Source organism: Aerococcus sp. 150760013-2 (assembly GCF_053627715.1).
Genome location: NZ_JBSEYI010000002.1, coordinates 74,205 through 87,026 on the forward strand (window position 1 = coordinate 74,205; position 12,822 = coordinate 87,026).

A 12,822-nucleotide genomic window follows, 5' to 3' on the forward strand; every position below is an offset into this window, starting at 1 on the left:
TTTGATTATATATAATTAAAAGGGCATTAACCGCTTTTGGTTAGTGCCTTTTTTGTTTTCCTTTTTTAAAGGGAAAATCAATCTAGACATTTTTAGCCATCTTAGCTAGTATTAATGGATGACATACTTATGGTTGATATAGAAAATAAAGGAAAGGTTGACGATTATGGCTTTCAAATGGAGCGAAATACTGTTTTATCTACTACCCATCGTGAGCTTATTACTTGTAGGCACAGTAGGAAAACCTTACCTCTACTTTAACAAGCGGATTAAATTTGCACCGATTGATGTTGTTTTTCCTATTCTTTTGGTTTGCCTCCACTTTATCTCCAAGGATTTATTGTTCTTTTCAATTATTCCCCACTTAGTGGTTGTGATTTCCTTGTTGGCGATTGGTATTCTGGTTTGGCGACTTGTGAAAAACGAAGAAGTTATTGTTAAAAAATTCTACCGAATGCTTGTAAATATTGCTTTCTCCATTACTTTCATTACTTATGTGTTGGTAACCGTCTGCCGAATTATTCAAGTAGTGACAATGTAAACATTAGCTAGTCATCAATCTCTATTATGTAGAAACTTGAAATTCTTAAAAATATACAAAAAAGAAGTTTTGAACTTGTTAAAAACAGGTTCAAAACTTCTTTTTTGTGTGAAAAAATCCCGCAACTACGCCTTTTCCACAAAAAGTGCAAAAAATAGCAAAATTTTGGGGAAATGTGGTGAAAAGTGGGGAGATATGGTAGACTTATACCAATAAAGGCTAAGGTTAGGCACATAGGGTGATAAATGATGTTGATGGGAGAATTCCAACATAATATCGACGCCAAAGGGCGAATCATCATTCCAGCTAAATTACGTGAGGACTTAGGCGCTAAGTTCGTAATTACGCGTGGTTTGGATGGGTGTGTTTTTGGCTATCCTTTAGAAAATTGGGAGAAAATTCAAGAGAAATTGAAACAATTACCGCTAGCTAAGAAAGAAGCACGTGCTTTTACACGATTTTTCTATTCTGCAGCGGCTGAAGCTGAAATTGATAAACAGGGTCGTATTAATATCCCATCAACCCTAGTAGACTATGCCAGTCTTGAAAAAGAATGTTTGGTCTTAGGTGTTTCTGACCGTATTGAAATTTGGTCGAAAACAAAATGGGAAAGTGTTTCTTCTGAAATTGAAGAAAGCTTTGAAGAAATTGCGGAAGACATGTTAGATTTTGGCCTTTAATTAAAAACTTAAATTAGAAAACTAAATGTAACAAATTTTGAAGAGATAAAGAATTATAGAAGAAGAGGATGGCAGAAGAATGGCAGATGAATTCCATCATATCTCAGTGTTGTTAAACGAATCAGTAGACGGATTGGCAATCAAACCCAATGGTATTTATGTTGATTGTACTTTGGGTGGTGCTGGACATAGTTCTAAAATCGCAGCAGCCCTATCTGACGAAGGTCGTTTAATCGCCTTTGATCAGGATTTAGTGGCCATTGGCAATGCCGAGAAAGTATTGGCAGCGGAAATTGAAAGTGGCAAGGTAACCCTTGTCCACAATAATTTCAGACATATCCAGTCAGAACTTGAAAAAATGGGTATTACTGGTGTAGATGGTATCTTGTATGACCTTGGCGTGAGCTCACCGCAATTAGATGAGATTGAACGCGGATTTTCATACCACCAAGATGCACCATTAGACATGCGTATGGACCAAACCCAAGCATTAACAGCAGAAACCATCATTAATGAGTGGGATTTCAATGATCTTGTACGTATTTTTTACCGCTACGGAGAAGAAAAATTCTCTAAACAAATTGCCCGTAAAATTGAGCAAAGAAGAGCGGATCATCGTATTACGCGTACAGAGGAATTAGTGGACATTATTAAGGAAGCGATTCCGGCACCAGCCCGTCGTAAGGGTGGACATCCGGCTAAACGGATTTTCCAAGCAGTGCGTATTGCAGTCAACGATGAGTTAGGTGCGATTGAAGATTCATTAGAACAAGCCTTGGATCTATTAAATATTGGTGGGCGAGTATCTACAATTTCCTTCCAATCATTAGAAGACCGCATTGTGAAACAAATGTTCAAGGACGCATCAACAGGCGATGAATTACCGGCGAATTTACCGGTGATTAATGCGGATATTGAAGCCCCATTTAAATTGGTTAATAGAAAACCAATTTACGCCAGTGAAGAAGAATTGGCGCATAACTCACGCGCACAAAGTGCCAAGTTGCGTTTAATCGAACGCATTAAATAGACATTTACACAACTTTAGACCAACAAGCAAAAGGAAGCCAACCAATAGAAGGGAGCAGTATTTATGGCAATATTTCTACTACAAGACCAAGTAAATATTAAAATGAATGCTATGCCGGCCGAAAGAGCCATTCCAAATATTCCGGCTTACCCAGAAGAAAGTCAACATGCACAACCAAAGCGGAATATGACAACTCTTCCGGCGAGTATACCGGCCAGTAAAAGTAGACCAAAAGTAAAATTCTCACTGATGCAAAAAATGTTGATGACAGTAGCCTTTCTATTTATGATTTCAGGACTATTAGGGGTTACCATTATGCGTGCTAACGTGAATGCAGCATCACAGCAGTTACAAGAAGTACAACAAAATGCAGAAGATTTAGGTGTTCAAAAAGAGAACTTAACCCAAGAAGTCCACGAATTATCTAACTACTCACGAGTGGTAGAAATCGCTGAAGAACAAGGGTTGAATATGAATGAAGAAAATATAAGGAATGTGGAATAATGAAAGACAGTAAAAAACTCAAAAAGAATCGCAAAAAAACAATTAGAGCGATGATGGGATTGGCAGGTTTTTTACTACTCATATTTGGCATTCGTTTAACACAAATAATGGTTTTTGGGACTGTGAACGGTCAAGATTTATCGGAGCAGGCCCAAAACCTCTATGATAGAAGTAGCATATTGTCAGCACAACGTGGAACCATCTATGATGTAGGTGGAAATCCATTGGCAATGGATGCTACTTCTTATTCATTGTACGCTGTTTTAACGGATGAATGGTCTGAACCAGAGGACCCGCAATATGTAGTGGATAAGAAAAATACTGCTCAAGTCTTGTCGCAATATATCGACCTGACGGCTGATGAAATCTTAGAACGACTAAACACTCAAGATGCTTCTCAAGTAGAGTTTGGTACGGCAGGGCAAGACCTGACATACGCTGAGATGAAGGCTATTGACGATCAAAATCTACCAGGTATTATGTTTAATGAAACGCCAACTAGAATGTATCCAAACGGCGTCTTTGCCTCTCATTTAATTGGGTATGCTGAGTATATGGAAGCTGGCACTGCTATCGATAGTCGTTTAACCGGCCAAATGGGCTTGGAACTGTCTATGGATGGCATCCTAAAAGGTACCAATGGTCGTAAATCTTACCAATCAAGTTCGACCAATGTTGAGTTAAGTGGAACAGGTCAAGTGGAGGAAGAAACTACCGATGGGTCTGACGCATATTTAACCTTAGATTCACGACTACAAACTTATTTAGAAACCTTGATGACAGAGGTTTACGAAAAATATGAACCAACGTCAATGACAGTTATGCTAGTTGAACCAGAAACTGGAGAAATTGTTGCAGCATCACAAAGACCAACCTTCAACCTAGAAACAAAAGAAGGTATCGACGATATGTGGCAAAACTTACTAGTTGAAAAAGCTTATGAACCAGGATCTACGATTAAAGTATTAACTGTAGCAGCAGCCATTGAAGAAGGGGTATTTGACCCAGATTCATTCTACGATTCAAGTCCCGTAACTATGGGCGGTTCAACGATTGCCGATTATAACGGAATTGGTTGGGGTGTGATTACCGAACTAGAGGGGTTATCACAATCATCAAATACCCTGATGATCCATTTAGTAAAAGAGATGGGTTATGACGTTTGGGAATCTTATATCCGTGAGTTCGGTCTACTGCAAGAAACGGGTTCAGGATTTGCCAACGAAGCAAGTGGGTCAATGAACTATGATTATGAAGCAGATAAAGTAACGACTGGTTTTGGACAAGGGATTTACGTAACACCTTATCAAATGATGCAAGCCTTCACCGCAATTGCTAACGACGGGAATATGATGAAATTACAATTGGTTAACCGTTATGAAGAAGATGGGACCATGCAAGTTGTTGAACCAGAAGTAGTTTCTTCACCAATTTCAAAAGAAACTGCCAATAAGACCCTTGAATACTTACAATCTGTTGTTTATGCAGATACAGGTACCGGGGCCGCTTATGACTTAGACGACTATACAGTATCCGCTAAGACAGGTACTGCTGAGGTCTTCAACCTTGAAACCAACACTTATGAAGCAGGGTTAACCAAATACTTATACTCTGTAGTTGGATTTGTCCCAAGTGAAGATCCGCAATATGTCCTCTATATCACAGCGGAACAACCGAAGAACTTGGAAACAACCGCAAGCGATATGATGACAAAAATTTATACACCACTATTAACTAGGGCCCTAGAATATAATGCCTTAGGTGATAGTGAGTCAGTTGTGACGGCAACCGTCCCTGATGTGTCAGGATTAACTGTCGGAGAGGCGCAACAAAACTTATCAGATGCTAGCTTCGTCAATGTAGAAGTGATTGGTGATGGGGAAAAAATCGTCAGCCAAACCCCTGCAGTAAACGAGGAAGTGTCTGTTACACAACCAATCTTCTTGATGTCTGATGATACAAATCCAACCATGCCAGACTTTACCGGATTGAACGCGTCAGCTAGTCAAGCGTTAACTTCATTACTTGGTATTGAAGTAGAACTTGAGGGTGAAGGCGTCGTTGTTGGGCAGTCGATCGCAGTAGGTGAACAAGTCAATAACGATAAGACGATTGTGTTACAATTAGCTGAGTCATAAACACTTAAAAACAAGGAACATAAATCTACATTAACCTATAAATATAAGGGAAGAGAAAGGGAAAATTATGGTATTACTATTTATCACGACACTAGTGTTAACGCTAGTCGGTATGCCGTTTTTCATTCAATTTATGCGTGAAAAACAATTCGGACAAGTTACAAGAGATGAGGGACCAGCTTGGCATAAAGCCAAATCTGGTACCCCAGCAATGGGTGGGGTCGTTTTCCTATCCGCAGCCCTAGTCGGATTATTGATCTGGTCTATTCTTACTGGGCAATGGCACAGTGAAGTTTGGTTGTTAGTTGGGACAATGATTTTCTTTGGTGGTATCGGATTTGCCGATGACTTCTTAAAGATTTTCAAGAAACAAAATGAAGGTTTAACTTCACTGCAAAAATTGATTTTACAAATTGTGGGTTCAGCGCTAATCGTATTATTAATGCGTGTGATTACCTTCCATGTGTCGATTCCATTTCCATTTACAACAGGCATTACAAACGTCTTATTCGTCTTCGTCTTCTTATTACTATGGATCACAGGGTTTTCAAATGCCTTCAATTTAACGGACGGACTTGACGGCCTATCATCAGGTCTTGGTGTCATCTCATTCTCAACTTATGCACTGATTGCATTTAGAATGGGTGAACGCGGAATTGGGGCCTTCTGTATCGCTATAGTTGCCGGATTATTAGGGTTCCTATTTTTTAACCGCAAACCAGCTCGTATCTTCATGGGAGATGCCGGGTCACTAGCTCTAGGTGCTTTATTAGCTGTTATTTCAGTAATGTTAAGCAACCCTTGGTCATTACTATTGATTGGATTCGTATACGTAGTTGAAACAGCTTCAGTTATCATACAAGTCACTTCATTCAAATTGACCGGTAAACGTGTCTTCAAAATGTCACCAATCCACCATCACTTTGAAATGATTGGTTGGAGCGAGTGGAAGGTAGATATTATCTTTTGGGCAGTCGGTTTAGTCACAGCCATCATCGGCTTATTATTCTTTTAATTTAAATTTTTACTAAAGGGGAAATCATTATGGAAGCATCACAATGGCGCGAATCAGTTCGCAATAAAAAAATATTAGTACTCGGACTTGCAAAGACTGGTGTTTCAGTCGTGCAACATCTACAAGCACTGGGGGCAATTGTTACTGTCAACGACTTTAAACCCCTTGAAGAAAATAAAGATGCCCAATCCCTTATTGAGGAAAATAACGCCCGTGTTGTTGCTGGCGGTCATCCCGTATCACTATTAGACGAAGACTTCGCCTTTATGGTTAAAAACCCAGGTATTCCTTATAGCAACCCAATGGTCGTTCGCGCGCAAGAAATTGGCCTACCCGTCTATACCGACATCGAACTTGCAGATAAGATGACCGATGCCACAATCATTGGTATCACTGGTTCTAACGGTAAAACAACAACTACTAGCCTAGTTGGCGAAATGTTAGGGAAAGCAGATTCACTTACAGGTGAAAGCTACATTGGGGGGAACATTGGGATTCCTTCATTAGACATCGCTTCAAAAGCTGAAGCAGATGACCGGTTGATTTTAGAATTATCTTCCTTCCAATTAATGGGTACAGATGCATTTAAACCACACATTGCAGCCATTACCAATATTTACGCTGCCCATTTAGACTATCATGGTTCAATGGACGGTTATATTTCTGCAAAATGGCAAATCACTGCCAACCAAACTGTAGATGACTTCTTGATTTTAAATGCCGACCAAATGGACGTATTTGGCGACCGAGCGACAAAAGCAACAGTTGTGCCTTTTTCAGCGACCACTATTCAACCTGACGGTGCTTGGTTTGATCAAGATAGCCAAAACTTTATGTGGCATGATGAAATTGTCTTCAATAGAAAAGATTTCTTCCTACCAGGACACCACAACTTAGAAAATATGCTAGTGGCCGTTGCTATTGGTAAATTACTAAGAATTTCAAACGAAGAAATCAAAAACGGCGTATCTGCCTTCCACGGCGTGAAACACCGCCTACAGTTTGTTGCTGAAATCGACGGTCGTCGTTTCTACAATGATTCAAAAGCGACAAATAACGATGCCTCCATTACAGCCCTTGATTCATTCAGTCAAAAACATGACAATGTCATTTGGTTAGCGGGCGGTTTAGACCGAGGGAATGAAGTGACTGAATTAGCAGATCATATGGACCGTGTGAAAGGTATGGTTGTATTCGGACAAGCAGCAGATAAATTTGCTGACCTAGGACAAAGTCAAGGTTTAACAGAAATTGAAAAAGTAGAATGGATCGAAGAAGCTGTTAAAGCAGCCTTTGACATGTCAGCACCTGGTGACACCATTCTATTGTCACCAGCTTCAGCTTCTTGGGACCAATATCCAAACTTTGAAGTCCGTGGTGACCGTTATATCAAAGCGATTGAAGACTTAGGTAAATAAATTAATTAGCGAGAAAAAGGAGTTTATTATGCGAATTTTACTTTCCGGTGGTGGGACTGGGGGGCATATCTACCCAGCCTTAGCCCTAAGAAAACAAATTTTAGCGCAATATCCGGATGCAGAATTTCTGTATGTGGGGACTGAAGGTGGATTGGAATCAAAAATTGTGCCTAATGAAGGGGTCAATTTCAAAACTATCCAAATTCAAGGGATCAAACGGTCATTGTCTTTAGATAATGCTAGGACAGTTTATTACATGTTTGATAGTATCCGTAAGGCAAAGCAAATCGTCCGCGATTTTAACCCGGATGTAGCGATTGGTACAGGTGGTTATGTCTGTGCGCCGGTTTTATTTGCAGCTGCACGTACAGGTGTGCCAAGTATTATCCATGAACAAAATTCCGTTGCCGGCATGACCAATAAGTTTTTAGCGCCTTTTATGGCAAAAATAGCTATTTGCTTTGAGGATGTAGCGAAAGATTTTAAACGATACGCGAACAAAGTAGTTTTCACAGGCAATCCGCGTGCCCAAGAGGTAGCGTCTATTACAGACAAGGCAGATTTAACTGCTTATGGTCTAGAAAACGGCAAGCCAACAGTATTGATTTTCGGTGGTAGTCGTGGCGCTTTACGAATCAACGAAACTGTTAAAGAAGCTATTCCATCATTTATCGAAAAAGATTATCAAGTATTGATCGCTTCAGGGGATACTTACTACGAAGAATTTAAAGAAGCATTCTCTGACTTTAATGAGTGGGATAATGTACAAATTGTGTCCTATATCGATAATATGCCCGCCTTGTTCAATACCATTGACCTAGTCGTGTGTCGTTCAGGCGCAACAACTATGACTGAATTAACAGCCTTAGGGACGCCATCTATTTTGATTCCAAGTCCTAATGTAACGGCCAACCATCAGGAAATGAATGCCCGCTCGCTAGTGAAGCATGACGGAGCCCGCATGATTTTAGAAAATGACCTTAATGTAAATGTTTTATTAGATGAAATTGATGGCTTGATGGCTGATAAAAATGAACGTGCCCGGATTGCGGCGAACGCCTTGAACCAAGGGGTGCCAGATGCGGGTGACCGTTTAATCAAGATCATCGAAAGCCTTGTGAAATAGGAAGTCCTTTTTCCAAATAAATAGATAGAAAGGGGGCGTGATGATGGATTGGGAAGAAGAACGTATTCGCCAAGAGCGACGCGAGAGAAGACGTCGTTTGCATGAAAAATTAGCTGAAAATGCTCGGACAGATGTCGCCAGAAGGCAAGACAAAAGTGCTAACAAGTCAAACCAAGATGCAGTGCAAAATGGTGTGGATAGCAGTCGTCAAGACGAAGACCAGGACCAAGCTAAGCTTGAAAAGAAACAAGCAGCGTCAAATAAAAATAAACAAAAAAGTAGCAAGCAAAAACCTGTGAAGAAAAAAGCAAAACAAAAAGCCAAGTGGCGATTGCCTAAATTCAATATAAAAGGCAAAGCTAATTCGAAGAAACAAAAGCAAGGTCAAGCCGGCAAGCGAAAGCAGCAGGTGACAAGTAATCAGGGGATGCCTCCAGTTAAGAAGGTACAAAAAAGTGAACCAACTAACTGGAAGAAAATGGTCCTATTATTATTACCATTTGTAATTGCATTATTTGTGGCTGGTTACTATGCTTCCCCGCTTAATCATGTGGCTTCAATCACTGTTGAAGGTGTGGAGGATACAGAAAGCATGAATTTATCTCCCCTAAATGAAGGGATGTCGGTGACGGATTTGAAAAATTCCAAGGGTGAGGTGGAACAAGCTATTGTAAACCAAAATCCTTCGGTCAAGTCAGCAACTGTGAATGTATCGGATTGGAATAAAGTAGCTGTGAACGTGTCAGCCTACCGCCAATTGGGCTACATCCAGATTGCGGACTTTTTCTACCCTTTACTAGAAAATAATGAAATCATCGATACACCACTGCCATCACTTGAAAAAGAGTTACCCTTATTTGAAGGTTATGATATTGCCAATGAAGATCAAAAAGCCAAGCTAACAGAAACGGTTAAGGCCCTATCAAGTCTGTCAGATGATATCATTCAAAAAATTTCCTTAGTGACTTATACAGGTGATGAAAGTAATACTGACCGGATTGCCTTACAAATGGTTGACGGGAATGTGGTGAGAGGGTTCATTAGTTCAATTGGTGACCGGATGAGTTATTATAATGGTATTGCCAGTCAATTGGACGGGCAAACGGGACTAATCGATATGGAAGTAGCTATTTATTTCACTGAATTAAATGATGGGAATAACCCTTACGCTTTAGAAGAAGATAAAAAGGCTTATGATGAATCGGTGGCTGCAGAATCAAGTGCAGCGAGTGAAAGTGAAGCTAGTGAACTAGATGCTTCATCAACAGATTCAGGGAGTGAGACGACAGATAGTTCAACTACTGAATCAACTAGCGGGTCAAATGCTTCATCAGCATCATCTAGTGAAGGTAGTCAGGTCGAAAGTACTGATGCACAAGCAGCATCTTCTAGTGTAGAAACGGATGCAGCAAGTGGCAATTCAGTTGTTGAATCAGTGAGTGAATAAAGTGGCGAAATCATGTGAAGGCAATTAAAAACATTTGCGTGTAGGAAAACGTCATCACATTGACAGACCGTGACTATGTCAACAATTTCTATGAGGAAGTAGCGGTAATTCCGTTGGTAATTGGTACCGTCTATGTTAAAATAGTAACGATACGATTAAATATTAAATTTTCTAGGAGGTTTCAATAAACATGGTTCAGCCAGAAATTTTTGCAAGTTTAGATATTGGAACCACTTCAATAAAAGTAGTAGTTGCAGAATATGTTAACCAACAAATTAATGTTATTGGAGTAGGTCATGAGCGCTCACAAGGACTCAGTAGAGGTGTGATTGTAGATATTGACAAGACTGTTGAGTCTATCAAGCGCGCGATTAAAAAAGCCGAACAAAAAGCTAATTATACGATTAACGATGTCATTGTAGCTGTCCCAAGTAATCAGGTGAACATCGAACCTTGTTACGGTATGATCGCTGTGTCAAATGACAACAGAGAGATTACAGATAAGGACGTCAAAAATGTTTTAGCGGCAGCAAAAGTTCGTTCAGTACCAGCTGAAAGAGAAATTATTTCAGTGATGCCGGAGGAATTCATTGTTGATGGCTTTGACAACATTAAAGACCCACGTGGCATGATTGGTGTAAGACTAGAGTTATACGCTAGCTTAGTCACTGGTCCAAAAACACTCGTTCATAATATTCGTCGTTGCGTGGCAATGGCAGGTTTGAATATTCGTGACCTAGTTGTTCAATCTTATGCAAATGCATACGCTGCGATGAGTAAGAGTGAACGTGAATTTGGGACAATCTTAATTGACATGGGTGGCGGACAAACAAGTGTGTCTGTATTCCACGATGATCAATTGAAATTTGCAACGGTTGACCACGAAGGTGGGGAACTTGTTACAAAAGATATCTCGACTATATTGAATACCTCAATTGAAAATGCTGAACAAATCAAATTAGAATATGGCTATGCCCTACCTAAAGATACGAGCGATTCAGAATTCTTCCCAGTTGAAACAATTGGTAAGGTGAATCCAGAACGTGTGAGTGAACATTACTTAGCTGAAATTATTGAAGCTCGGGAACGTCAAATATTCGAAACATTGAAAAAACCTCTAGATAAAATCGAAGCCTTTGCTTTACCAGGTGGTACTATTGTGACCGGTGGGGCAGCATCATTACCTGGTGTTTTAGATTTAGCTGAAGAAGTGTTTGGCCATGAAGTGCGTTACTACATTCCAGAATACGTCGGCTTGCGTAACCCAATCTTTACCACAGCGGTTGGTTTAATCCAATATGTGGCGCAATTAGATGACATTCATCACTTAGCACAAGATAATGGGCAACAAGTACAGGTCGCACCAACTACTCGGACTAGTCAACCAACTGTTGCGCCAAAAGAGCCAGTTGCTAGCACAAAGCAAACAGAATCAGTTGACAATTACAAACAAGTAAAAGATGATAGTGCTAACGATAAACCTAGCGTATCGCCTTCTAATAATGAACAAACCTATTATGAAGAAAGACCAGCTAGCCAATATGATGAATTAAATGACGAAACTGAAGCGGGCGAAGAAGAAAGCCCAGTTGATAAAATTAAAAATTTCTTCAAAGACTTTTTTGTTTAATTTAATTACCAGGAGGATATAAAATGGATATGGAATTCGAATACGAAAACATGGATATGAATAACGCATCAATCAAAGTAGTTGGTGTTGGTGGTGGTGGTAACAACGCTGTTAACCGTATGATCGAGGAGAACGTACGTGGCGTTGAATTTATTGTTGCAAATACTGATACACAAGCTTTGAAAAACTCAAAAGCTGATATTAAAATCCAACTTGGACCTAAATCTACTCGTGGTTTAGGTGCCGGTGCTCAACCAGAAGTTGGGGCTAAAGCTGCTGAAGAATCAGAAGATCAAATCCGCGAAGCATTACAAGGTGCTGACTTAATCTTCATCACTGCCGGAATGGGTGGTGGTACTGGTACAGGTGCCGCACCAATCGTAGCCCGTATCGCTAAAGAAGAAATCGGCGCGCTAACTGTAGGTGTTGTGACTCGTCCATTCACTTTTGAAGGACCAAAACGTGGTCGCTCAGCTGCTCAAGGTATCGCAGAAATGAAACAACATGTGGATACTTTAGTAACTATCTCAAACAACCGTTTATTAGAAATCGTTGACAAGAAAACACCTATGCGTGAAGCATTTGGTGAAGCTGACAACGTATTACGCCAAGGTGTTCAAGGTATCTCTGACTTGATTACTGCACCTGGTTACGTAAACTTAGACTTTGCTGACGTTCGTACAGTAATGGCTGACCAAGGTACTGCTTTAATGGGTATCGGTGCTTCTACTGGTGAAAACCGTACAGCTGAAGCAACTAAGAAAGCTATCTCATCTCCATTATTAGAAGTTTCTATTGATGGTGCTGAGCAAATCCTATTAAACATCAAGGGTGGCGACGATTTAACGCTATTCGAGGCACAAGATGCAGCGGATATCGTAGCAGCAGCTTCTTCTTCAGAAGTAAACATCATCTTTGGTACTACAATTGCTGAAGACTTAGAAGACGAAGTTATCGTAACAGTTATCGCAACTGGTATTGATACTGAAAAACGTCGCGATGAAAAACGTGCTAAACGTTCTGGCGGCCACTCTGCTTTCCAACAAAGTTCAGGTCGCGATTTCGCTAACCAACCAGACAACTTTAAAGAAAAACAAGTGACTGAACGTCGCCAAGAAGAAAACCGCGACATCTTCAACGACTTCGATAGCAGCCGTTATGAAGATTCAAACCGTTCACGCAGAACTTTTGATGACGCACCATCTGCACCTGTAGAAAATGATTACTCATCACACAACTCAGATGACGATGAATTAGATACACCACCATTCTTCAGAAAGCGTCGTCGTTAAT

General features: G+C 40.2%; 11 protein-coding genes. All 11 read left to right on the plus strand.

All coding sequences use genetic code 11. The features are described from left to right. Positions 1-166 precede the first annotated feature (166 nt). Complete coding sequence (locus ACUW85_RS01615; RefSeq protein WP_048726616.1) at positions 167-541, plus strand: DUF3397 family protein; 375 nt, start codon at positions 167-169, stop codon at positions 539-541. Between the two features lie 248 nt (positions 542-789). After that, positions 790-1,221, plus strand: coding sequence for a division/cell wall cluster transcriptional repressor MraZ (gene mraZ / locus ACUW85_RS01620; protein ID WP_048726613.1), 432 nt, complete (start codon positions 790-792; stop codon positions 1,219-1,221). A 79-nt stretch (positions 1,222-1,300) separates the two neighbouring features. Beyond that, complete coding sequence (rsmH, locus tag ACUW85_RS01625) at positions 1,301-2,251, plus strand: 16S rRNA (cytosine(1402)-N(4))-methyltransferase RsmH (RefSeq protein ID WP_182023054.1); 951 nt, start codon at positions 1,301-1,303, stop codon at positions 2,249-2,251. 63 nt (positions 2,252-2,314) lie between these two features. Next, positions 2,315-2,755: a cell division protein FtsL gene (gene ftsL, locus ACUW85_RS01630; protein ID WP_048726608.1), complete on the plus strand. Its 441-nt coding sequence runs from the start codon at positions 2,315-2,317 to the stop codon at positions 2,753-2,755. Continuing rightward, positions 2,755-4,893: a penicillin-binding protein gene (locus tag ACUW85_RS01635; RefSeq protein ID WP_048726605.1), complete on the plus strand. Its 2,139-nt coding sequence runs from the start codon at positions 2,755-2,757 to the stop codon at positions 4,891-4,893. The genes ftsL and ACUW85_RS01635 overlap by 1 nt, the downstream gene beginning before the upstream one ends. 67 nt (positions 4,894-4,960) lie before the next feature. Further along, positions 4,961-5,908 (plus strand): phospho-N-acetylmuramoyl-pentapeptide-transferase, encoded by a 948-nt coding sequence (gene mraY, locus ACUW85_RS01640; protein WP_016897664.1) that lies wholly within the window; start codon positions 4,961-4,963, stop codon positions 5,906-5,908. Positions 5,909-5,937: 29 nt separating this feature from the next. Further along, positions 5,938-7,326, plus strand: a complete 1,389-nt coding sequence (gene murD, locus ACUW85_RS01645) for a UDP-N-acetylmuramoyl-L-alanine--D-glutamate ligase (RefSeq protein ID WP_048726601.1) — start codon at positions 5,938-5,940, stop codon at positions 7,324-7,326. 28 nt (positions 7,327-7,354) lie between these two features. Further along, entirely contained in the window at positions 7,355-8,452 is a 1,098-nt protein-coding gene (gene murG, locus ACUW85_RS01650) for an undecaprenyldiphospho-muramoylpentapeptide beta-N-acetylglucosaminyltransferase (protein WP_149314994.1), read from the plus strand. A gap of 40 nt (positions 8,453-8,492) precedes the next feature. Continuing rightward, a complete protein-coding gene (locus ACUW85_RS01655; protein ID WP_225968910.1) occupies positions 8,493-9,899 on the plus strand; it encodes a cell division protein FtsQ/DivIB in 1,407 nt (468 codons plus the stop codon). 190 nt (positions 9,900-10,089) lie between these two features. Further along, on the plus strand, positions 10,090-11,529 hold the full coding sequence (gene ftsA / locus ACUW85_RS01660) for a cell division protein FtsA (protein ID WP_048726593.1): 1,440 nt from the start codon (positions 10,090-10,092) through the stop codon (positions 11,527-11,529). 23 nt (positions 11,530-11,552) lie between these two features. Continuing rightward, a complete protein-coding gene (gene ftsZ, locus ACUW85_RS01665) occupies positions 11,553-12,821 on the plus strand; it encodes a cell division protein FtsZ (protein ID WP_016897659.1) in 1,269 nt (422 codons plus the stop codon). Position 12,822: the final 1 nt, after the last annotated feature.